The following is a 24,014-nucleotide window of genomic DNA, read 5'->3' on the forward strand; positions in this document are numbered from 1 at the left end:
ATTGAATTCTAGTTTAGTAACATTTCTATTCATCTAGAAAATTATGGTATTTTTGTAGCGTTCAACAAACAATTGGCACACTTACTGATATTATGGAATCCATGTAGGTCCATAATAAGTGGATTATTCGTTAAATAGCAAATGAAGAGAGAATCAAAGAATAGCAAACTTACAGAAGAAGATGTAAAACGGTATAGCCTAAATTATTGGAAGCTGTTAATCGGGGTAATTGTTTTTGCTTTATTGTTCCTCATTAGTGTCCGTGTGGGGATATTTGGAAAATTACCAACCTTTAAGGATCTGGAGAACCCAAAGAGTAATTTGGCTTCAGAAATCATTACTGATGATAACAAAGTTTTAGGAACGTATTATGTTCATAATCGTTCGAATGTAAAATATAGTGAATTATCGCCTTCTTTAGTACAGGCGTTGGTTTCTACGGAGGATAAGCGTTTTTACGAACACTCCGGAATTGACTATTCCCGTACCTTATCAACTGTTGTTTTAACCCTAGGTGGAAATAAACAAGGTGGTAGTACCATTACTCAACAGCTAGCATTAAACTTATTTGGTGAGCGCCGCGCGAAGAATTCCTTAAAACGTATCATGCAGAAGTTCCAAGAATGGATTACTGCAGTTCGTTTAGAGCGAAATTATACCAAAGAAGAGATTGTGATGATGTATTTCAACACCGTTGATTTCGGTGCTTATAATACCTTTGGTATTAAATCCGCTGCTCGTACTTATTTCAATTCGACTCCAGAGAAATTAACACCAGATCAAGCAGCTTTATTGGTAGGGATGTTGAAAGGTCCAGGTGAATATTCTCCAGTACGTCGTCCTGAGCGTGCTTTAGCTCGCCGTAACTTGGTGTTGCAAAACATGCGTGATCAAAACTTCATCAGTAGTGAGGAGTTTGAGAAAAATAAGGCAAAACCTTTAGGATTGAAATTAACCATTTCAAACTATGGAGAAGGTTTAGCACCTTATTTCCGTGCGGTATTAAAAGAAGAGATTAAGAAAGAATTTCAACGTTTAGCTATCACTAAACCTGATGGTACTCCTTATGATTTAGATCGTGATGGATTGAAAATCTATACACCGATCAATTATAAGATGCAACAATATGCAGAGGATGCTCAAAAGGAATGGATGACTCGTCTGCAACGTGAATTTGATAAACAGTGGAAGCGTAGAAATGCCTTTACTGGAAAGAATGCCAATCTTCTGATTACCGGTATGAAGCGTTCTGATCGCTGGCATACTTTAAAAGCAGAAGGTATGACAGAAGATCAAATCAAAAAGGAGTTTGAGAAGAAAGTCCCTATGACTTTGTTTACTTGGAAGGGTTCGGTGGATACAGTGATGACGCCATTGGACTCGATTAAATACACGAAATTGTTCTTAAGAAATGCCATGATGGCGATGGAACCGAAAACAGGTTATATCAAAGCTTGGGTAGGTGGTATTAACTTTGAGCACTTTAAATATGATCAAGTACGCTTAGGAACACGCCAAGTAGGTTCAACAGCTAAGCCATTTGTATATGCTTATGCTATTGACAATGGTTATGGACCATGTGTGTCTATTCCTAACCACATGCAGACTTATGGTGATTGGACACCTAAGGGAACCGTACAAGGCGGTGACCCTATTACTCTAAAGAATGCGATAAAATACTCACAGAACTATGCTTCTGCATATTTGATTTCGGAAGTTGGGGCATCTAATGTTGCCGAGTTCACCAAAAGAATGGGTGTGAATTCTAATATCCCAAATAACTTATCGATTGCATTGGGTTCTTATGATGCTTCTTTATTTGACATGGTTGGAGCTTATTCTGCCTTTGTAAATCAAGGTACTTATGTAGAGCCGACGATGATCTTGCGTATTGAAGATAAAAATGGTGCGCCGATCTATGAGAAGGCACCAAAAGTATCGATGGTATTGAATAAAGAAACGGCTTATGCGATGGTGGATATGCTGAAAGGTGTAGTCGATGGTGGTACGGGTAGTCGCTTACGTTGGGATCCTAACTTTGGTGGATTGAAAAATCCGATAGGTGGTAAAACAGGTACAACGAATGACAACTCCGATGCTTGGTTTATCGGTATTACACCGGAACTGGTAGCAGGAGTCTGGACAGGTGCAGAAGACCGTGGTATTAGCTTTAGTAGTATGCAATATGGACAAGGTGCAGCAGCGGCCATGCCAGTATTTGGTTTGTTTATGCGAAAGGTGTATGCGGATAAGAACTTGAATTATTCGCAGGAAGACTTCCCTAAACCAGAGGGTGGTATTACCCGATTTGAAATGGATTGTTCGAATTATTCCAAATTCTATGGAAATGAACCTTCACAATCCGATTCACAACAGTTAGATGATGATCGGTTAGGATTTTAGCCCTAACTTTAATAAATTTAAACCAGACCCGTACGGATAATACCGATTGGTCTGGTTTTTTTGTGTGATAAGATGGAATTTGATTATAAAAAGGAATTAAGCAAAATACCCCATAAACCTGGTGTCTACCAATATTTCGATAAAGATGATGTCCTGATTTATGTAGGTAAAGCCAAGAACCTTAAAAACAGGGTAAGCTCGTATTTTGTCAATCCGCAGCAGCTTAATAGTAAAACTCGGGTATTGGTTCGCAAGATCAATCGGATAGCTTTTACTATTGTGGATACGGAGATTGATGCCTGGTTATTGGAGAATAACCTGATCAAAAAACATCAGCCACGATACAACGTGATGTTGAAGGATGACAAGACCTATCCATGGATTGTTATCAAGAATGAACGCTTCCCAAGAATCTTCTGGACACGTAAGTACATTAAGGATGGCTCTCGATATTTTGGTCCTTATGCCTCCGTGGGTATGATGCATATCGTGCTGGATATGATTAGGGAGCTGTTTCCGCTGCGTACCTGTAACCTCAGTTTAACGGAGGAAAACATTTCCAAAGGGAAGTTTAAGGTTTGTTTAGAATATCAGATTGGGAATTGTAAGGGACCTTGTGAGGGATACCAGACAGAAGAAGATTACGATCAGAATCTTTCCGATATCAAAGATATCTTAAATGGAAAAATTGGCGTAGTGACCAATCGCCTGAAAGAACAGATGCAAGGTGCAGTGGAAGCTATGGATTTTGAAGGTGCGCATAAGTTTAAAGTGAAATTGGAGAAATTGGCGAACTACCAAAGTAAGTCTACCGTAGTGAATTCTTCCATCAGTAATGTCGATGTATTTAGCATTGCTTCAGAGAATAACTATGCCTTTGTAAACTTCCTAAGGGTGGTCAATGGGGTTATTATCCAAACTCAAACCGTAGAACTTAAAAAACGATTGGATGAAACCGATGCGGAACTTCTGGCTATTGCTATTCCTGAGATTCGATCGAGATACCGTAGTCTCTCCAGAGAAATTATAGTTCCTTTCGAATTGGATATCGAAGGAAACGAGGAGATAAAATTTGTCATTCCTAAGTTAGGGGAGAAGAAGAAGCTATTGGAGCTTTCCCTTAAGAATGTTGCTTATTTTAAGAAAGAGCGACTTTTACAATACGAAAAACTAAATCCGGAAGTTAAAACAGAGCGTGTATTGACACAAATGCAGAAAGACCTGAGGTTACCTGTACTGCCAAGACATATTGAATGTTTTGATAACTCCAATATTCAAGGTAATTATCCCGTATCTGCCATAGTGGTTTTCAAAGATGCCAAACCTTCTAAAAAAGACTACCGACACTTTAATGTGAAAACAGTTGAGGGACCAAATGACTTTGCTACAATGGAGGAGGCTGTTTTTAGGCGTTATAGGCGATTATTGGATGAAGACCAGTCATTGCCTCAGCTTATTGTAATTGATGGTGGTAAGGGACAATTGGGCGCAGCACTGAAGAGCTTAAAGCTATTGGGCATTGAAAAGAAAGTTACGGTAATTGGTATTGCTAAGAGATTGGAAGAGTTATATTACCCCGGTGATCAATACCCACTTTATTTAGACAAGAAATCGGAGACGCTAAAGATTATTCAACACCTGAGAGATGAAGCGCATCGATTTGGTATTACCTTTCACCGAAATCAACGCAGTAGGAAGACTTTCGTGTCGGAGTTGGATAATATACCAGGAATTGGAAAAGTGACTGTAGAGAAGCTCTTAAAGACGTTTAGATCGGTAAAGAAAATTCGTGAAGCTTCTGATGAGGACCTAAAAAAAGTGCTTAACCTAAAACAGGTACAAGCACTTCGTCAGTATTTTTCAGAATTGAGCCTATAAGAAGCCTAGTTCAAGCTTAGCTTCTTCACTCATCATATCTCTATTCCAAGGTGGATCAAAAGTCAATTCAACGATTGCCTCATCTATTCCTTCAATGGCAGATACTTTTTGTTGTACTTCGTTCATTAACTCTCCAGCAACAGGACAGCCTGGAGCCGTCAGGGTCATCACGATCTTAGCTTGTCTGTTTTCTTTGGTAATAATTTCATAAACCAGTCCTAGATCCAATATGTTGGCTGGTTTTAACTCTGGATCATATACAGTAGCCAATGCAGCCTCAATCTGAGGAGCAAGACCTAATCTATCCATTACGATAATGTTCATGATTGTTTCCTTTCTAATTTAATTATTGCCAGCAGTTTTTTCATCTAAAACAGCCTGATAACATGCTTCCAATTGTTTCATGACGATCTTCTGCTGATATTTTTTGAGGAATTCTTCTCTACAATTCGCTTTAATCACTTGCTTTTTCTCGGGATCTAAAGCTGTCCATTCGCCTAGTCTTTGGATTAGTTGGCTATGGTTATGAGGGTCAAATAACATTCCTGTATACAAAGGTACAACCATTTCGCCTAAAATACCAACATTGCTGGCAAGCACAGGTACACCTAATGAATAAGCTTCTAAAACAGCTAAAGGCATTGACTCATAGCATATTGAAGGAACTATTACGGCGCTTGCAGCTGCCATATGCTTGCGAAGGGTGTCCTTATTTTGGAATCCAAAATATTGAATATTGTCACTGTGCTGACAAATCTTCTCCACTTCTTCCTGCAAAGGTCCTGTTCCAAAGATTTTTAACTTGTAATTGCTAGCTTTCCAAGCATGCAGTAATGGAAGTATTCCTTTTTCTTCTGATAAACGACCTACATAGACAAATTCATCACCAGTCTCTGCCTCCACAGCTGGGAAGTCTTCAACAAAATTGGGCTTAACACTAAACTTCTTCATCTTGACAGGAAAAGTAGAGCGTTCAAATAACCTCTTGGAGAAATCAGAAAGTACAATGTATCGATCGACCATATCGAAAGTTCCTCTTTTTCGATGTACCCAATAAGTAAAAGCCGTCCAAAAGGTCTTGATATAGGAGTTTTCTAATACTTTTAGGCGTACTGCCAGCCAAGGGAAGTTCCTCGAAATAGAATCTAAGAAGATATTTCCATCATAAAAAAGTGTTGCCGATGGACATAGCAAACGAAAGTTATGCAAAGTCATCAGCATGGGGATACCTAGTTTTTTAATGTGTAAAATAAATAAGGGACCTAATCCATAATGCATATTATGGATATGAACAATGTCAGGTTTGAAAGCCTTAATTTTCTCTTTTAAGCGCTTGGTCTCCTTCCAGTTCATGGGATAGGTAAGATATTGAAGATAACCCGCCAATCCTTTCACATTTTTAGTCGTAAAACGCTCTACTTCATGGTTGGCTAGTAGGGCATCCATTTCTTGTTTTACGACGAAGTCCTCGCCACCTATATGTTGGTACTCATTATGAACGATTAATATACGCATATTGGGGGTCTAATTTCCGCAATTTACATAGTATACAGCGAATATTCAAAAGGCATTTCGCAGTAAATTGCTTATCTTCGTACCAATTTTTAGTTAATATGTTCGAGCAAAATCCCTATAGTAAACTTATCTCCAATTATATTCAGCAAGCAGAATTTCCAAATGAGCCTCAGGAACTTTACGATCCTATTCGGTATATTCTTTCATTAGCAGGAAAGCGTATCCGTCCTATGCTGGTTTTGATGTCTGCAAGGTTATTTGGAGAGCAAGATATGTCGAAAGCTTTACCTGCCAGTGCTGCCATTGAGTATTTTCATAATTTCTCCTTGATCCATGATGATATTATGGATAATGCGCCGCTACGTCGTGGAAAAGATACGGTACATGAGAAGTGGAATAACAATGTGGCAATCCTATCTGGTGATGGTCTTTTGGTAAAAGCTTATCAGGAATTGGGGAAAAGTCCGAAGGAGCATATTGCGGAATTACTAACTGTGTTCAATCAAGTAGCAATTGAAGTCTGTGAGGGACAGCAATTGGATATGGATTTTGAAAATCAGCTCGAGGTCAAAGAAGAGGATTACCTTCGCATGATCAAGCTAAAGACTTCCGTTCTCTTGGGCGGTGCTTTACAAATGGGGGCTATATTGGCCAACGCTACTAAAGAACAACAAGATTTAATATATGGTTTTGGTGTTAACCTTGGAATTGCCTTTCAATTGCAAGATGATTTTTTAGATGTCTATGGAGATCCTTCCAGCTTTGGTAAACAAGTGGGTGGTGATATTCTAGCCAATAAAAAAACTATACTACATATTCATACTCAGCACCTTGCTAAAGATGCTGATCAGGAGGAATTCCAATTGCTGATTCAAGATTCGAACATCAGTAATGAGGACAAGGTGAACCGTATGAAAAACTTATATGCAAAATTAAATGTTGATCAATACGCTGAAGGGGTAAAACAACGTTATATGCATTTAGCCTATGAACAATTATCACAATTGAATGTAGACGCAACGCGTAAAGAAGAACTATTTGCTTTAGCCGATATGTTGATGCATCGAGCTAAGTAAAATTAGTTTATTTGTAGAGTTTTTTTTATTTTGTAGCATATAGCGTATTGTAATTCGAATGGAGCCATTAAAAATCACCATATTTCAAGCTTACTTATTTTGGGAGAACGTTGATAAGAACCTTCAGAACCTCGGTTTAAGGTTGTCTTCTCTACGGGAGAAAACGGATTTAATCATCTTACCAGAGATGTTTAATACGGGTTTTACGACCAATGTAGAGAAGTGTGCAGAGACCATGAATGGGAAGACCATGCATTGGTTATATGAGACTTCGCAGAAATTTGGATGTGTTGTGGCAGGTTCTTTAATTATCGAAGAGTCTGGCAAGTATTATAATCGATTTATCTGGATGTCTCCGGATGGCAGTTTTGTACATTACGATAAGAGACACCTATTTAGTATGGGTGGAGAGGAAAAGGTCTTTACAGCCGGACAATCCCGTATCATTTTCCAATTAAAAGGTTGGCGTATCTGTCCGATGGTATGCTATGACCTTCGCTTCCCGGCATGGTCTAGAAACCAAAATGCAGCCTATGATTTATTAGTTTACACGGCCAGTTGGCCAGATAAACGCTCTGCACATTGGCGGGCACTAATCCCTGCTCGTGCCATTGAAAACCAATCCTACGTAATTGGTGTCAATAGGGTAGGACATGATGGTAAAGAAGTTTACTATTCTGGAGGATCAATGTGTATTGCACCAAGTGGAGATGTGGTTTATTATAAACCAGAGGATGAAGATCTATATACTTTTACCTTGAATCCAAAGGATTTGGAAGACAATAGAGCACAGTTCCCTTTCTTGAACGATCAGGATCAATTTAAAATCTTATAATAGCTCAATTAGTTTAATAGCTGCTTAGTCTTGATATGGCCTTTTTAGAATGGCCTCTTGAATGACTGCCTGCCTTAGATCAAAGCTATGCTCTTCCAAAGGGTGTAATTCTACTCGTTGTAATTTATTGGTCGTATCCTTACTTTTTTGGGTTGAATATCGCTCCTTTTGAATACGTTTCATCTCTTGGATATGCACCACTTCCTCAGGCATTTCTTCCCTGTAGGTGACTTTTTCCTTTACGACTGGTTTTTGTACTTCCCTAAATTCTGGGTAATCTTCAAACTTAGGTTTCTGTTGAACAGTCTCTGGTTTTTGATATGGAATATCAGGTGCAGGATGCCTCATTTGGCGTTTCGGCATAGGAATATCAGCTTGTTTCGTTACAGACTTTTGCTGACGCTTTAGTTTTTCCATGCGCTCTTTAGCTTTGTTCTGTTCCTCCTGAAATGATTTATAAACCTTATAAATAATACCAGCAATAATCAATAGACCTATTCCTAATGGATTTTCCATAGCCTAAATATAATGAATTAATCGAGCATAAGCTTGTGTATTCCTAAAATAATTTGCTTTTATATATTTTTATTTTATTATTGCAAAGGCAACTTAGCCACCAAATTAACCTTACATGATGAGTGATGAAACGCGTTACGCGGATGAATTTTATTCTTTCCTAACGGGGAGAGTGTCTACGGCCATTGGCAGAAGACTACAACGAAATTTTAAAGAGAGTGGATTGAATATCACTGCAGAGCAGTGGAGTATTCTTTATTTTCTATGGGATGCAGAGGGATTAAGTCAGCAGGATTTGGCCAGATTGACATTCCGAGATAAGCCTTCCGTATCTCGATTGATTTCTAATTTAGAGAAACAAAAGCTATTGGTTCGGGTGTGTAGTTCGGGTGATAAAAGAACCAACCAGATATATTTGACTGCTTTGGGGCACAAGTTGAAGGACAAGTGTATGCTACAAGCAGAAAAAACTATCTCCGAAGCGATGAGCGGTGTGGATAAGAAATCCATGCAACAAGCTCAACAACTTTTAGAGATAGTTTTTAATAACCTAAAATAGGTCCTATTTCTTAATAATCTTTCTATTAATCAAATACCTCTGGTGCGAAATCGCTACGGCTATTCACTAATTTACCAGTCGATTTGAAATAGATATCTTGGAAACTCAACGTGTTTTGACTATCCACTTTACGGAAGAATTTATCCGCATTTACATCGTCTAAGGTTTTGAAACCACAGGCTTCCATGATCTCTACCGTTGCACGAAGGGTATTTCTGTGGAATTGAGCAACACGTACGTATTTATCATCCACATTCAATCCTTTGTATAAGTATGGACGTTGCGTTGCAACACCTACTGGACAAACGTCCTCATTACATTTCAATGCTTGGATACATCCTAAAGCGAACATCATTCCACGCGCTGAATAACAAGCATCTGCACCTAATGCAATAACCTTAAGGATGTCAAATCCTGTAACGATACGGCTGGACACGATGATTTTAATATGTTTCTTTAAGCCAAAATTGATTAGCGTAGTGGTCACAAATGCCAAAGCATCGTATAATGGCATACCTAAGTTATCGGTAAATTCCAATGGTGCAGCACCTGTACCACCTTCTGAACCATCCACCGAAATAAAGTCAGGCATGATTTGCGTCTCTTGCATGGCTTGACAGATATCAATAAACTCTTGCTTATCCCCAATACATAATTTAAAACCTACTGGTTTGTAGTCTGATAATTCACGCATCTTTTGGATGAAGTGCATCATCTCTACTGGATTAGTAAAAGAAGAGTGAGCTGGAGGAGACATTACGTCTGTTCCAGGTACTACGTGACGGATAGCAGCTACTTCTGGCGTGTTTTTAGCTGCTGGTAGAATACCACCATGACCTGGTTTAGCACCTTGAGATAGTTTCAACTCGATCATTTTAACATAAGGACGAGTTGATTTCTCGCGGAATAAGTTTGGTTCAAAGTAACCGTGCTCATCACGACAACCGAAGTATCCTGTACCTACTTGCCAAATTAAGTCACCACCAGAAATATGGTATTGGCTGATACCACCTTCACCTGTATTATGCGCAAAGTTCTGCAAAGCAGCACCTTTGTTCAATGCAGTGATTGCAGTGCGGCTCAAAGCACCATAACTCATTGCGGAGATATTGAACACACTTAAGCTATAAGGTTGTTTACAGGCGCTATTTCCTACCATGGTACGAAGGTTATGATCTTCGATGTGAACAGGAAAAATACTGTGCGCAGCCCACTCGTTACCTATGGTTTGTGGGTCAGACTGCATACCAAATGCTACTGTCTCACGTTGGTTCTTCGCACGTTGGTAAACAATACTACGTTGGCGTCTGTTGAATGGACGACCATCCGTATCCGATTCCCAGAAATACTGACGTAACTCTGGACGGATAGATTCTAAAAAGTAACGGAAATAACCTACTACCGGATAGTTACGCAAGATAGCATGGCTTGTTTGGAAGCCGTGGTAAATTGCGACAATCAATAAAGGCAGAGGGATAATAAGTAACCAAAACCAACTTGGGGTAAAGATTAACCCAAATGAAATAATAATCAGGTTGATTACGATAATAATACCGAGAATGAGATTTCTTACAGGCATGATGTTTATCTTATGCTTAATCTAATTTAAATTTATAAATACCTTTTACAATTGCTGCTATAAATGTGCCATTATTAATTCATAGCCAGCAAGCTCCGGTTATTTAAAGTGCAAAATTAGTAAGTTAGTTGATGATATGAAAAGAATTAACCTTTGTATTGAAGATTTAATGATTTTCTAATTTTCGCCCTTTTTCCCTTTTCTTTTTGTAATAAGCGCTGATATTTGTTGGTAAATAAGTTGCCAATCTGGATTGCTGCTAATAAACTGCAAATGTCTTTGCATCGTAATTTCATCATTTCGTACAGCAGGGCCTGTCTGAACTAGGGCAGGGACTTGTTTTTGAACCTTTTCTGCCGTCTCCAGAATGATGGGACGTATCAAATCAAAGGATAATCCATGCTGTTCCATGAGCTCATAAGACACTTGGAAAAGGGCATTCGTAAAATTATTCGCAAAGACTGCTCCTACATGAATTGCAAGTCGTTGTTCTGTTGAACATGGAAATACTTTTTTAGATAAATCCTTTGCAAATGCTGTTAGCTTTCTTTTAACTGAATCTGAAGATCCTTCTACGCCCAATGGAACTTGCTGAAGGTCGACATCCAATGTTTTAGAGAAACTTTGAATAGGGTAGATAACCCCATGATTAAGATTGTTATGCAACTGCTCCATAGGAGTAGCCCCAGAGCAGTGAATTACTATTCCTTTTAAATCTTTAGGAAGAGAATCTGATACGGAAGCAATAGCAGCATCACTTACCGCCAGTATATAAAGATCTGCATCTGTTTGGAGATCCGCTAGATCAGCAATCGCAGGTACGGATAAAACATTAGCCAATGCTTCAGCATTGGCTAATGTTTTACTATAAACTTGAATAAGCTGATGCTGTTCTAATTTCAGGATAGCCTTACCCAGATGGGTCGATAAATTACCACTTCCAATCAGAACAATTTTCATTAAGCTAATTCTTTAGATCCTTTGTTTTTCCCATCTTTTACACGACGGTAGATTGCCATACAGAAACCGATGGTCATCACGATCGTTCCACACCAGAAGAAGTTGATGTAAGGGAATTTAATTGCTTTAAATACCACCCATTTCTTTTGAGGTAATGGCTTCTGGTAAGCCATTAGTTCTAACTTCTTCTCTGCAGGAAGTATCTTCGTGAAGCGGAACATCAACCCTTGTTCTTCAACCGTTTTCGGGAAGTCAAAGTAATTGTTGTTCTTCAATACGAATACTGGGTCTGCATTAAATTCTTTTCCATCAGCAGCAACAATCTTGATCTTCATTTTAACCATGAGATCATTAGCCCCTTTAGACATGTTTTCTACATTCGCATTGTGGTCAACACCCTCGATCACATAATAACCATTACGGTATCTCAAGGTATCACCAACCGCCACCTGATAAGTAGCAGGCTCATCATATTCTTCTATATTCGTGCCTTTGCCTTCTTCTTTTGGTGTAACGCCAGCTTGTGAATCAGATGCCGCAGCAGTAATCAAGGTATAAATATCGTGTGTCAAGAAATGCTTCGTACCTGGAGTTCCAATTAGACCTCCCATTTGCGGATTATTCTGTGCAAATGGACTAAGAATAAAGGATTCCAATACTTTGCCTGTTTCCTCGTCAATCTTTTCGTATTTAATTTTATAAAATACGTTTGGAGCAGCAATAGAATCGCCCACATAGGTAATTTTATAATCACCCATCTGTACGGGCTCACCTTCTGTCAAGAATAAATTCTCACCTGGTTTTTCCACTTTATCGAAACCTGCAACGGCGATGTAATTACTGTTGTTTACAGAAATAACCTCATTGGTAGCCGCAGCGATCAAAGCTCCGATTAATAATAACCCAAAACCAATGTGGGATACAGCAGAACCTGCTAAACGCCATTTGCCTTTGAATGCATCACCTAGAATACGTAAGTTGGCAAGAATACCAAATACCGCAGAGAAGGTGATGAGGATGTACATGATGTTGGTGTACACCTTCGTAAAGTAAACGATGGCTGCTGAAATGAAAACAGCAAATACTAATGAAGCAATCGTTGCTGCCCAGAATTTCTTAACATCAGAACGTTTGTATTTTAAGAATTGTGTAAATGCCGTCAATAACATAACAACAACTGCAAAAGCACCCTGCCATTTGTTATAATGTGGAATAGGGTCAATCGGAGGAGCGACCTTAGTACCAAATAAAGCGTTGAATACCGGAATAGAGGTTGTCGCGATCATCTGCACACAGGCAACTGTTAATACCAATGCACCGATAAACAACCAGAATTCACGGGAATAGATTTCTTCTTCTTTTTGTGTACTTGGCATCTGCTTTTTACGCGTTGCCAAGAAAAAGATCATGATGCCTAAGAATGTCAAGTTGAAAAGTATCAACTGTCCAGACATACCCAAGCTGGTAAAGGAGTGAACAGAAGTTTCTCCCAGAATACCACTACGTGTTAGGTAAGAAGCATAAATAACCAGCACAAAGCTGATCAAACATAAGAACGCCGAAGTAAAGTATGCATGACCTGTATTTTTAAAGGCAATCATAACGTGCACCGCTGCAATCAATGTAAACCATGGAATAATGGATACATTCTCTACAGGATCCCATGCCCAGAAACCGCCAAAGTTCAATGCTTCATAAGCCCAGAAAGAACCCATGATAATACCTGCTCCTAATATCATAACAGCAAAAAGTGCCCATGGTAATCCAGGATTAATCCACTCTTTATAGCGTTTTTGCCATAATCCAGCTGCTGCATAGGCAAAAGGAACAATCATCGAGGCAAATCCTAAGAATAAAGTAGGAGGGTGGATAACCATCCAATAGTTCTGTAACAATGGATTTAAGCCACGACCATCTTTAATCATGCTTAAGTAGTTAGGGTCTTTTAAGAAAGGCCAGTCCATGGCATCACGTAAAAGGATAAAGGGTGAACTACCCACACGTGAGCCAAAGATCTCAACACCTAAAAGCATGGAAGCTAAGAAAAGTTGACACAGCATAACAAAGGTCATAACGGGTGCTTCCCAGGTCTTTGCTCTAAAAACCAATACTATTCCTAAGATGACTTGCCAAAACATCCATAACCAGAAACTTCCTTCCTGTCCTTCCCAAAAAGCAGAAATGATATAATGCGTTGGAAGGGTCGTTGATGAATGCGACCAAGCGTAATGATATTCAAAAAAGTGATTGTAGATAATGTAGAAAAGAGTAGACCCGATAACGAGGATAGATAAGGCATTAAGCCAAAAACCTATGCGTCCTAGTGTTTTCCAGGATTTATCCTCAGGTTGTTTAGCGGCGAAGAAATAAGATATTAAGGAAAATAAGGCTGCTCCGAATGATAATACAACAAAGAATTGCCCAATCTTTCCAGGAAGGAGATTCTCCCCAACGTAATTGACGTCCATATATGGTTAACTGTTATTGAATTAGTTTACTGATGCTGTTTTTGGTTCTGCGGTAATCTCTTGAACCTCCATTTGATCTTGATTGTATTTCGAAGGACACTTCATCAATATTTTACTCGCATGGAACGTATTACCCTCCATTTTACCAGTTAATACGATCTGTTCAGAACGCTCGATATCCTGTGGCTTTGATCCATTGAATACTACCTGACACTCTGTACTGTCGTTGTCATACATGTAAAAAGAAAAATGATTTGCATCCTTCACAGGATCATATGTCAATTCCTTCTGTTTGTTCAATACACCTACAACATACAATTCCGTATTCTTTTCCTTTGCTTCCGTAAAAGTAGAATACGTACTGGAGTCAGTGTAAATCACTAAAATCATCGCAATTGCTACCGCAATGATTACCATTAAAATGATAGAACTCTTCTTCATTATCTTCTAAATACTATTATCCAACTGCAAATTTACGAAATACTAAGGGAAGGAATGAAATTAGCAATTATTTGCAGTTATTTAGAATTGTTCTAATTTACTATAGGTTTTACGCGTAAGTGATTATTGCTTAGGTTATTCTGCCTACTAAAGAAGAAAGCTTTTTAAAGGAAAGATGAAATTTAATGGTGGAATATTGTGCTGGGATGCCTTAACTCAAGGACATAAGTGTAAGTTTCTGGTATCAAGAACCCATTTTGATTGTATAATTTGTGTTATACAATCAAAATCGGCTTGATTTATTCTTGAGTTCCGTCTGGAAGCTTACAGTTTTTTTGTTTCGATGTATTTGATCACGGCCTCTTTAATGGCTTGTGTGTATTTTTGATGAGATTGAGGAATAAAATCATAAATAGGATAGGTTTTCTCCCAATCAACATCCGCTAAAGTAGCATTTGCATTCGTAATGGACTTTTCCCATTCTAATTTTTGAAGATTAGGGATATTTGTTTTTAGCTCTTTGTTATAATCCATTCCTATTCCAGCATCCCGATCAGAAATAAAGTAGAATTCTTCATCATAATTTTCTCTATGAATAAGCGACTCACTCTTACTTTTGGTTGCGACGAATAAATCTATTTTCGCTGTTTCTAGTAAACCTCTAAATTGCTCGTTTAAATCCTTTAATTTATTCGCTGAATCTGAATTTTTGATAACATTATTTTTATATAAAACACGTAGTTTTCCTCCAATTGAAATGTTCGTTAATACATGTGTACCATACGTTTCGACAAACTTATCTGGAGACAATGTTTCCAAATCTTTCAGAAAAGCAGCTGTAACATATTGTTGAATAGTAGTAGGTGTTTCTTCGATACGATAGGATTTAATGTATCGAACGATATCCGTAGAAGCTAATCCGACATCATTAGATTCATGTTTGTTATCTTTTAAGGCTTTATTTTCTGTAATACTACCCGTAAAAAGAAGTTGCTTAGGGTTGCTTAATTCCAATTTGGATTTTACACCCGATTTATTCGTTATATCCAACAAATATTCATTGGCATTTATTCCAGCATAAAAATTATTAAGAGATCCTGATTCTGGATTGATAACAATGGAAGTCTTTAATGCGGCATCTAACTTCTGTACATCAATCACCGGTTTTTTATAAGAAGTGCTAGCAAGATATTCCTTGGTAACATCATAGCTGTAACCCAATATGCTAAACTTTTCATCCGTTTTAATCTGTGATTGATCGAATGTATAAATGTTAGTTTTTAATGCTGAAGGCTCTGGTTCATCTACAAGTTGAATATTGCCCTTCCCACACGATGTAAAAAGAAACAAAAGTAAAATACACTTAAATAAATTTTTGTTTAATAGCTCCATTTTAATGGTTTTTTTCGAATATAGTAAAAAAAGTTAACCATTAAACTAAATTAAGTGTTTTTAGCCGATTTCTTTAAGCTTCTATACTATCGGCTTGAAACTTTTCTCCAGAGAATCTAGTGACCAACATAGCAGCAACCGTATCGCCAGTAGCATTTAATACGGTAGCCAATGGATCAACCAATGCACCGATAATTAATATGGAAGGCACAGCTTCATTTGGAATTCCATAGATGGAGATCATCAACATCTCACCGATAAATCCACCGTTAGGTATACCGCCTGCAACCATTGATACCAGTAGGGTAATCCCAACTGCAGTGATCAAGGTGCTCGGTTCAAAGAAGTTCCAACCTAAAATTGAAAAAGCTACATAGATTTTTAAAATGGAGGAAATGGCAGAGCCATTTTTATAGAGCGTGTTTCCTAAAGGCACGACAATGCTGGATATTTCCTTAGGAATCCCCATTTTATTGGATGCTAATAGATTGGCAGGCAAGGTTGCCAAGCTGCTACAGGTACTTAGTGCTGTCAATGAAGGGGAGATGTTATGCTTCCAATAGGACCCAACACCTTTGCCTCCTCGTGCTAAAAAAGCATAAACACTGAAAATGACGATGAAGAAAACCATTCCAAAGGCGTAATAAAAACCCAATGGTTTGGCATAAAAACCAAACAGTTCCGGCCCTAAGGTTTTAACTTGATAAGCAAAATAAGCACCCAAACCGATAGGTCCAACCTTCATGATCAAGGTCAATAAGTTCTCCATCACTTTATTACCAGCATTTAAGAATGCAGTGAAATGCTTGCCTGCTTCCCCAGATTTGCGGGTAGCAACACCGACTAATAAAGCAAAAATGACAAAGGCCAAAATACTTTTACGTGAAAGTAAATTTCCAAATTCATCTACTGATAAAAAGCGTACGATTCGATCGCCCCAAGTCTCATTGGCATTGCCCGTCAGGGGTTCTAGGGCGGCAGAAGCATCCCTAATCGCCGTTACTGGGAATGCCCATAATCCGGCAATGGTCAGTACGGCTGCTATGATGATGGTACTAATAAATACAATCGTCATAATGATGATGGTACGGCCTAACTTATTGCTGTCCTCAATATTGGCTATCGAAGAAGATATAGCGAAAAATAATAGTGGAATTACAGATACAAACAATAGGTTTAAGAAGATATCTCCGACAGGTTTCAGGATATCAACGTATTGTGGCGTAAAACGACCGATCAGGCTTCCAATGGTTATTCCTAACAGAAGTAGGATGATACTTCCGTAATTTTTTAGAATGCTGTTCATTTAAGTAATTTGTAAGGCTAAATTAACGGTTTTTTTCAGAATGTCAACTTTAATTTTAGTGGCTTTAGCTGCTGGATGTAGTAAGGAAAAGCGTAAAATAATTCGCTTGCCCTGATAGTTTCTTGTAGATTTGCTCAAAATAATCAAGCATGGAATTTGTACAAACGGCTGATGGATCGAAAACACTCTACCACGCAGAAGTTGGAGAACACTATCACTCGAAGCATGGTGCACAGCAAGAAAGTAAACACGTATTCCTAAATACGGGCCTTCGTCATTGGTTGGAAATGTCGGGCAAAACGAATGTTGCCATATTGGAGATCGGTTTCGGAACAGGCTTAAATTTCCTAAATACCGCTGATTGGACCTCGCAGAATCAAATTACTTTGGATTATATCGGTATTGAAGCCTATCCTTTAACGGAAGAGTTGATCGCTCAATCGGGGTACAACGAATATATTGCAGCAACTATTTGGGATTCCTTCTTAGAAAAATACCCCCAAGCCTTAAATCATAAAGTCCAGTTTTCAGGTGATATACAATGGAAAGTGGCAGTTGATAAAGTCATGGACTTTAATACAGCAGATCGCTTTGACGTGGTTTATTTTGATGCCTTTGCAGAAATTCATCAACCGGAGATGTGGACTTTGGAAACCTTAAGCCACATCAGCCAATTCCTGAATCCAGGGGCAGTGTTTGTAACCTATGCCATTACAGGCAATTTAAAACGTGCCATGAAGTCCTTAGGCTTTCAAATAGAAAAGGCACCAGGTGCACCTGGAAAACGTGAAATGCTGCGTGCTACCAAGCTGTAATGCTTTTAAGGAAGCTGACCCACTGGTCTGCGGTTTTTCCCAGACCGTTTGGTCAAATCATCTCCTAAGTCTTCACGTGCCTCCTCGGCAATCTGCAATAACTTTTCTTTGATTTCCGGATACATCGTAATCACATTATAGCGTTCGCCGGGATCTCTTCGTAAATCATATAATTCCAGTTCAGTCGTACGTTTACTGTTGTATTTGCCTGCAAAACCATTGTCTGCCGGCATCACCTCTTCATAAGAACGATATTGATGTGGGAAGACGAGTTTCCAATTATCCAATCGAACGGCCTCAAGATCATTGCGATTGTAATAATAATACATCCTATCGCGATGCGGTCCTGCTTTAGCATTGTAGATGGTCGATAGAAAACTGATGCCGTCAATTTTATGCGGATGTTGATCATAACCTACCAATTCAGCAATACTGGCAAATATATCCATACTGCTGCTCAGGTGATTATTTATGCGGCCTTGTTTTATTTGTTTTGGCCAATACAAGATGCATGGCACTCGAACACCACCTTCCCAACCAGCACCTTTGCCTTCACGGAAACCTGCAGAAGATCCATTATGATTTCCAAAGTTTAACCAAGGACCATTATCACTCGTAAAAACAATTAATGTATTGTCTTCGATTTTGTTCTGTTTTAAAGTTTTTAGGATTTCCTGCATGGACCAATCTACCTCATGCATGACATCACCAAACAAACCTTGTTTGGAACTTCCTCGAAAGCGCTCTGAAGCTGCAATGGGAACATGCGTCATGCTATGTGCCAGGTATAAGAAAAAGGGTTTCTTTTTGTGCGCTTGGATGAAATCGACGGCAGCATGCGTATAGGTCGATGTTAATGTAGCTTGGTCCTCAAGGGTTTTAATCTTTTGGATGGTATCTGGAAATTCTTGTCCATTAGCAATCTTCAACAATGGCAGCACAGGGTAACGGCTGTATTGGCTTCCGGGTTTAGAAGGGCTTCCATCAAATTCAACCGGCCACATATCATTGGAATAGGGTAGACCGAGGTAATGATCAAAGCCTTGTTTGGTAGGAAGAAATTGAGGTTCATTTCCCAAATGCCATTTTCCAACCATCTGCGTAGCATAGCCTTTACTCTTTAACATTTCGGCGAGGGTGATCTCTTCGCTAGCCAATCCTTTTTTTACATTGGGACCATAGGCTCCTTGAATCCCCATTCTATTAGGATAATTTCCAGTCAATAAAGCCGACCTAGATGCAGAACATACAGCCTGAGGCACTAAGAAATTGGTAAATCGAATTCCTTTATTCGCCATGGCGTCCAATACAGGCGTTTCATAATCCAGTGCTCCGGTTACTCCTAAATCTCCATAACCCATATCATCCATAAATATGACGATGATATTGGGAAGCTGAGGTTTTGCTTTTTGTGCAAAAAGCGAACTTATACAACTGATGGTAAATATGATACAGGTTAAGAATCGTTTCATTTGTTGGGGGTTAAGGTTGTCTGTTGATATTCTAAAATTAGAAAATACCATTTTAATCTCAAAGAAATTTAAGTTTGGATGTAGCTAAGCCTTCTGAATTTCTTTCAGAGGGATATTTTTCTGATCCACTAGCTGCTGTTAAAAGTGACGAAAAGATTATCATCAATGCTATTATAAATAGCACCTGACTAAGCTTACTTAGGCATTGGTTTTCCTTTGTAATTCATGGGTAATTGCTAGGGGTTTGCCAAGGGTTTAACTTGGGTTTGCTAGGGGTTTGCTTCGAGACTCTAACGGATCTCCTTCGGAACTTGTTCGGATCTTCTTCGGATCTCGTTCGGTTCCGACCGAACGAGATCCGAAGAAGATCCATGTCAGATCCATAGGGATTCCTTTAGAGTACCAAAGGAAACCCCTGTTCAATACAAGTGAAACACGAGTCATTATGTAGGAGAATTAGTTTAGTGACATCATAATATAGGATGGAAATAGACAGAAAATAAAAGGTTAATTAGGAGTAGATTGACTCTTATTTTGGTTAATGATTTTTGATTTTAGCCTGATTCTTTTCGCAAAAAGGATGCTATTATAAGATTTTATTATCTCATAAAGCATAAAATACCCTATATGCGGTATTTTCTGATTGGTTAATTCTTTGAAATTTTGTTTTATCAAAACGAAAAGGAAACACATTAACCAAAAATTATTAACATGAAAATATTAAAAAGAACGATGCAACTGTTGTTGCTTTTGATCAGCTTGGCTGTTGTGCCTGGTTGTGATGCTTTAGGCTTGGAAGATACCGATACCGAGGATGATGGATCAGGTGGTACAGGAGGAGGTGGTTCTACTTCTGGAATGTATGGGAACTGGGTTCGTGAGAATGCCTCCGGTACATTTGTTAAGTTTTCTGGATCTACCGCAGTAACTTGTATCAATGGAACCCAAACCACGGGGACATTTAACGCAAGTGAGCCGTCCATGACCTTTGTTATTCAAGGAAATACCCTCAAATTTCCTTTGAAATTCAGTAGTACTACGCTTTTAGTAGGGGTGCCAGATCAAGCGATTACCACGCATAATGCGCAAATTTACCTAAAGAGCAGTAATTTCTGTACTACCGGTGGAGGTGGTACTGGAGGAGGAACTGGCGGTGGTACAGGTGGTGGTTCGGGCAAAGGAAATGCCATGTTCTGGACCAAATCTGATATCGGTTGTGGGGTTATTACCGTTAAGCTGAATAATATATCCCAGTCGATTAGTTCTTATTACGGTTCTACACCAAATTGTGGGGCAAGTGGTTCAGCAAATTATAGCCTAAACGCTGGTACCTATAGTTTCACAGCTAGCTGTAGCAAGTATAATTGGAATGGAACAATTAACGTCACTGCAGATCAATGTAGTCGGATGGAATTGACGAAATAGAAAAATTAGTAATAGTATAGTGAGAAGTAGTTAAAGTAAAAATGCTGAACATTTGTTCAGCATTTTCTTTGTTTTAGTGGCTTTCAGTTCCATCAGCACCATGTGCATGACCATGAGCTAATTCCTCAGCTGTTGCCTCACGAGTGTCTAGGATTTCGATGTCAAAGTTTAATTTCTTACCAGCCATAGGGTGGTTCAAATCTGCAATTACTGCCTCTGGAGTTACTTCAGTAACTACAGCGCGGAATTGATTTCCTTGGTTGTCTTGCAAAGGGATAACTTCACCTACTGGTGGAAGACCAATTTCTTGGAACATTTCTGCTGGTAATTGTGCAATTGCACGATCATCACGTTCACCATAGGCATCAGCAGCTTCTAATTCAAAAGAGAGTTTATCTCCAGCGTTTAAGCCTGCAATGTTCTCCTCAAATTTAGGAAGCATCATACCTACACCATATAAAAATGTTAATGGGTTTTCTGTTGTTGTCTGCTCTACAAATGTCTTCTCTCCATCATCTCCAATTGTATGAAGAACGTAATTTAAGGTCACAACGTTGTTGTTTTCTACTGCCATTCTGATTAAGTTATGGGATATTATCCCTGTTTATTATTTATTAATTCTATGATTGCTGCAATCGACTCTTGTGGTAGACTGCATGTTTTTCGTTGACAAAGGTATGCTTTTGAATCCATACCTGCTTTATGCTCTAACAAAGGAAGCTTACTTTTTGTTCCACCAAGTGTTATTTTGTTTGGAATATAGTTCTCATCAAGCTCTTTTCGCCAAGCTATCGCTTCTTCTCCTGTAATAGCCACTTCCCAAAGTCCATAGTGTAACTCTAAAAGTTGAATAGCCCAGTTAGAGTAGGCTGAACCGTAACTCTTGATATGTGGGAAAACATTCGCAAATACCTGTTCGGCAATTTGTGTATAACGGTCTTCATCAAATAAAAGACCTAATTTAAATAATTGACGAACGAAAGTCGACGAGGATGCAGGGATTACGTTATCCATGATCTCGGATTTTCGAGCTATGAGGCTTTCTGCTTCCGAACTGGTATAATAAAAGCAATGTTGCTCCTCATCATAGAACAGTTGAATAGCATGGTCTGCCAGGCGTTTCGCTTGATCTAACCAATATTCATCAAAGTTTGCTTCATATATAGCGATAAATGCTTCTATGGTAAATGCATAATCATCCAAGAATCCTTTGATACTTCTGTTTTCATCAGCTGGTTGATGTAGCATATCTGCGCCATCCATGGCATGCTCTTCTAAAAACTTAGCTATGCCTAAGGCTAATTCTAAATAGCGTTCCTTTCTAAATACGCGATAGGCATCAATCAAACCTTTAAGGAATAAGGCATTCCAAGTGACTAATTGTTTATGGTCCAAACCTGGTCTTATGCGCTGTTCCCTATAGACTAATAATTTCTTTTTGATCTCCTGTAGGTACTCATCCCATTGGGTGGTTTCAAAACCGACATCTTTGATCAGTTCTTCATCATCACCACGTACAAAAGGTATATTGGTCTGTTCTTCAGTCCAATTGCCACTTTTGGCAATATTGTAATATTGCCTTGCCAGTTCAGCATCTGCACCTAAAATATCAAACTCATCATAATCGAAAGTATAATATTTACCTTCAACTCCTTCGCTATCGGCATCTAGTGCACTGAAGAATCCACCATTTTCATGACGCATTTCACGAACGGCCCAATTAATGGTTTCCTCTACCACAGATTTATAAAGGGGCATAGGCCTTTCTTGATAGGCTTCGCTATATAAACTGATCAATTGACCATTGTCGTAAAGCATCTTTTCAAAATGTGGTACATGCCATTGTCCATCGACAGAATATCGGGCAAAACCACCACCTATATGATCATAAATACCTCCATTTGCCATTTTACGTAAAGTGAAATGAACATGGTCCAAGACTGCTTGGTCTTTTGCTAGGGTGCCATATCGCAAGAAAAATAACCAGTTGTTAGGCAATGGGAATTTTGGAGCGCGTTGATATCCTCCATCTTTGGGATCGAATTGAGCAATCCAAGGTATGACTACCTCACGGATATCGGATAGGCTATATTGTTCAGGAATAGCTTGAATAGGTAATTTTTCAGCTTTCTGAATGCCTTGGGTTAGTCGTTCTGCATAATCCAAAGCTACTTCAGGCTGTTCCTCCCACATCTTGGCAAGCTGTAAAAGTACTTGTTGCCAATCCTGAGGTTTGAAATACGTGCCACCATAGATTGGTCTGCCATCAGGTAAGCAGATACAGTTTAGCGGCCATCCACCAGAATTTGTCATGAGCTGAACGGCAATCATGTAAATCTGATCTATATCTGGTCTTTCTTCCCGGTCAATCTTTATAGAAACAAAAAACTTGTTCATGGTTTGCGCAATAGCTTCGTTTTCAAAAGTTTCGCGTTCCATGACATGACACCAATGGCAAGCCGAATAACCAATACTAACCAGTATTAATTTGTTTTCTGCTTTTGCTTTTTGAAGGGCTTCCTCAGACCAAGGATACCAATGCACCGGATTATGGGCATGTTGCTTTAAATAAGGGGACTGTTCTGTCTGTAATTTGTTTCCCATACCTTACTAAGGTAAAAAAAATTTTTACTTAACTAAACCTATCAACGTGGCTGTTCCACCAGAAAGCATAGAAAAGTTAATGCCATCTTCTAGTTTTAGGATCGCAGCATTGGAGGTCGCGAGTTCAACTTCGGAATGACTTAAATAATTTGTCAAATTGGAAAGTCCAGGGTTATGACCAAAAACAAGTACTTGCTCATACTGATCATCAACAGCGTTGATAACGTTTAAGATCTCCGTAAAATGAGCCTCATAGATGTTTTCTGTTTGCTGGATTTCACTTGTTGGATATTGGAGGATAGGGCAGAAGATTTCAGCAGTCTGTATCGCGCGATTTGCAGTAGAGGATATCACTAAGGTTTTATTATCAACCTTTATTTTATTGCTTAAACTCTCAGCAATACGTTTAGCACGTTCTATGCCCTTGGGTTGAAGATCTCTGAAAAAATCGCTCTTGGAAAGACCGTGTTCCTCTGCTTTAGCATGACGAATGAGAATAAGTGTCTTCATATGTACAAAATCTAAGATTATGCATCCAATATAATATTTATTAACGCTCCATAGGTTAGGAAATTATTAAGGAATTGATTATTCCGTATTATGCGTAGTTTTTTATCGATAAATAAGATGGATTTCAGTTTAAAAGAAATTACCTTATACCCTTGATAGGTAGGTTTTTGTCACGGTATTTTAATAAATTGTTAATCTATGAAAATCATGAAAAAAATTATCAGAATGTAGTAGCTTTGCAGTCGAAAAATTCGTCTTTA

At 38.7% G+C, this 24,014-nt stretch carries 20 protein-coding genes; 7 read left to right on the forward strand and 13 right to left on the reverse strand.

Annotated elements, in window-relative coordinates; all coding sequences use genetic code 11:
* The first annotated feature begins 141 nt into the window (after positions 1-141).
* Both ACP6L2_RS10020 and uvrC read left to right on the forward strand, forming a co-directional pair.
* The gene (locus tag ACP6L2_RS10020) at positions 142-2,403 is read left to right on the forward strand and encodes a penicillin-binding protein 1A (RefSeq protein ID WP_440509065.1); all 2,262 of its coding nucleotides are present in this window, start codon (positions 142-144) and stop codon (positions 2,401-2,403) included.
* Positions 2,404-2,475: 72 nt separating this feature from the next.
* Positions 2,476-4,281: an excinuclease ABC subunit UvrC gene (uvrC, locus tag ACP6L2_RS10025; protein WP_440509066.1), complete on the forward strand. Its 1,806-nt coding sequence runs from the start codon at positions 2,476-2,478 to the stop codon at positions 4,279-4,281.
* On the opposite strand, the gene ACP6L2_RS10030 is transcribed toward uvrC, so the two are convergent.
* Positions 4,276-4,605, reverse strand: coding sequence for an iron-sulfur cluster assembly protein (locus tag ACP6L2_RS10030; RefSeq protein ID WP_344672981.1), 330 nt, complete (start codon positions 4,603-4,605; stop codon positions 4,276-4,278). The genes uvrC and ACP6L2_RS10030 overlap by 6 nt on opposite strands.
* Before the next feature lie 18 nt (positions 4,606-4,623).
* On the reverse strand, positions 4,624-5,796 hold the full coding sequence (locus ACP6L2_RS10035; protein WP_440509067.1) for a glycosyltransferase family 4 protein: 1,173 nt from the start codon (positions 5,794-5,796) through the stop codon (positions 4,624-4,626).
* A gap of 98 nt (positions 5,797-5,894) precedes the next feature.
* Here ACP6L2_RS10035 and ACP6L2_RS10040 point away from each other — a divergent pair, with 98 nt between their 5' ends.
* On the forward strand, positions 5,895-6,872 hold the full coding sequence (locus ACP6L2_RS10040) for a polyprenyl synthetase family protein (RefSeq protein ID WP_440509068.1): 978 nt from the start codon (positions 5,895-5,897) through the stop codon (positions 6,870-6,872).
* Between the two features lie 58 nt (positions 6,873-6,930).
* Entirely contained in the window at positions 6,931-7,707 is a 777-nt protein-coding gene (locus tag ACP6L2_RS10045) for an amidohydrolase (RefSeq protein WP_440509069.1), read from the forward strand.
* A gap of 24 nt (positions 7,708-7,731) precedes the next feature.
* Here the strand turns inward: ACP6L2_RS10045 and ACP6L2_RS10050 are convergent, their stop codons facing one another.
* Positions 7,732-8,223: a hypothetical protein gene (locus tag ACP6L2_RS10050; protein ID WP_440509070.1), complete on the reverse strand. Its 492-nt coding sequence runs from the start codon at positions 8,221-8,223 to the stop codon at positions 7,732-7,734.
* A 115-nt stretch (positions 8,224-8,338) separates the two neighbouring features.
* Here ACP6L2_RS10050 and ACP6L2_RS10055 point away from each other — a divergent pair, with 115 nt between their 5' ends.
* Positions 8,339-8,782, forward strand: a complete 444-nt coding sequence (locus ACP6L2_RS10055; RefSeq protein WP_344672976.1) for a MarR family winged helix-turn-helix transcriptional regulator — start codon at positions 8,339-8,341, stop codon at positions 8,780-8,782.
* 25 nt (positions 8,783-8,807) lie between these two features.
* Here ACP6L2_RS10055 and ACP6L2_RS10060 read toward each other — a convergent pair whose 3' ends face one another.
* The 6 genes from ACP6L2_RS10060 to ACP6L2_RS10085 form a co-directional block, all read right to left on the reverse strand.
* Positions 8,808-10,361 (reverse strand): FMN-binding glutamate synthase family protein, encoded by a 1,554-nt coding sequence (locus ACP6L2_RS10060; RefSeq protein WP_440509071.1) that lies wholly within the window; start codon positions 10,359-10,361, stop codon positions 8,808-8,810.
* A 177-nt stretch (positions 10,362-10,538) separates the two neighbouring features.
* A complete protein-coding gene (locus tag ACP6L2_RS10065; protein WP_440509072.1) occupies positions 10,539-11,321 on the reverse strand; it encodes a Rossmann-like and DUF2520 domain-containing protein in 783 nt (260 codons plus the stop codon).
* Positions 11,321-13,789 (reverse strand): heme lyase CcmF/NrfE family subunit, encoded by a 2,469-nt coding sequence (locus tag ACP6L2_RS10070; protein ID WP_440509073.1) that lies wholly within the window; start codon positions 13,787-13,789, stop codon positions 11,321-11,323. The genes ACP6L2_RS10065 and ACP6L2_RS10070 overlap by 1 nt, the downstream gene beginning before the upstream one ends.
* A gap of 21 nt (positions 13,790-13,810) precedes the next feature.
* Complete coding sequence (locus ACP6L2_RS10075; RefSeq protein ID WP_344672972.1) at positions 13,811-14,230, reverse strand: cytochrome c maturation protein CcmE domain-containing protein; 420 nt, start codon at positions 14,228-14,230, stop codon at positions 13,811-13,813.
* Positions 14,231-14,554: 324 nt separating this feature from the next.
* Entirely contained in the window at positions 14,555-15,622 is a 1,068-nt protein-coding gene (locus ACP6L2_RS10080; protein ID WP_440509074.1) for an MAC/perforin domain-containing protein, read from the reverse strand.
* A gap of 73 nt (positions 15,623-15,695) precedes the next feature.
* Complete coding sequence (locus ACP6L2_RS10085; protein ID WP_440509075.1) at positions 15,696-16,928, reverse strand: dicarboxylate/amino acid:cation symporter; 1,233 nt, start codon at positions 16,926-16,928, stop codon at positions 15,696-15,698.
* A gap of 149 nt (positions 16,929-17,077) precedes the next feature.
* On the opposite strand from ACP6L2_RS10085, the gene mnmD reads away from it, so the two are divergent.
* The gene (mnmD, locus tag ACP6L2_RS10090) at positions 17,078-17,743 is read left to right on the forward strand and encodes a tRNA (5-methylaminomethyl-2-thiouridine)(34)-methyltransferase MnmD (RefSeq protein WP_440509076.1); all 666 of its coding nucleotides are present in this window, start codon (positions 17,078-17,080) and stop codon (positions 17,741-17,743) included.
* 5 nt (positions 17,744-17,748) lie between these two features.
* Here the strand turns inward: mnmD and ACP6L2_RS10095 are convergent, their stop codons facing one another.
* On the reverse strand, positions 17,749-19,215 hold the full coding sequence (locus ACP6L2_RS10095; RefSeq protein WP_440509077.1) for a sulfatase family protein: 1,467 nt from the start codon (positions 19,213-19,215) through the stop codon (positions 17,749-17,751).
* A 711-nt stretch (positions 19,216-19,926) separates the two neighbouring features.
* On the opposite strand from ACP6L2_RS10095, the gene ACP6L2_RS10100 reads away from it, so the two are divergent.
* Complete coding sequence (locus ACP6L2_RS10100) at positions 19,927-20,640, forward strand: hypothetical protein (protein WP_440509078.1); 714 nt, start codon at positions 19,927-19,929, stop codon at positions 20,638-20,640.
* 73 nt (positions 20,641-20,713) lie between these two features.
* Here the strand turns inward: ACP6L2_RS10100 and ACP6L2_RS10105 are convergent, their stop codons facing one another.
* From ACP6L2_RS10105 to ACP6L2_RS10115, 3 genes are read right to left on the reverse strand one after another with little or no spacing between them, the layout of a single operon-like run.
* The gene (locus ACP6L2_RS10105) at positions 20,714-21,214 is read right to left on the reverse strand and encodes an FKBP-type peptidyl-prolyl cis-trans isomerase (protein WP_440509079.1); all 501 of its coding nucleotides are present in this window, start codon (positions 21,212-21,214) and stop codon (positions 20,714-20,716) included.
* Between the two features lie 20 nt (positions 21,215-21,234).
* Entirely contained in the window at positions 21,235-23,244 is a 2,010-nt protein-coding gene (locus tag ACP6L2_RS10110; protein ID WP_440509080.1) for a thioredoxin domain-containing protein, read from the reverse strand.
* Between the two features lie 24 nt (positions 23,245-23,268).
* Positions 23,269-23,754 (reverse strand): SixA phosphatase family protein, encoded by a 486-nt coding sequence (locus ACP6L2_RS10115; RefSeq protein ID WP_440509081.1) that lies wholly within the window; start codon positions 23,752-23,754, stop codon positions 23,269-23,271.
* Positions 23,755-24,014 lie beyond the last annotated feature (260 nt).

The sequence above is a fragment of the Sphingobacterium lactis genome (assembly GCF_051951495.1).
GTDB classification, from domain to species: Bacteria; Bacteroidota; Bacteroidia; order Sphingobacteriales; family Sphingobacteriaceae; genus Sphingobacterium; species Sphingobacterium lactis_A.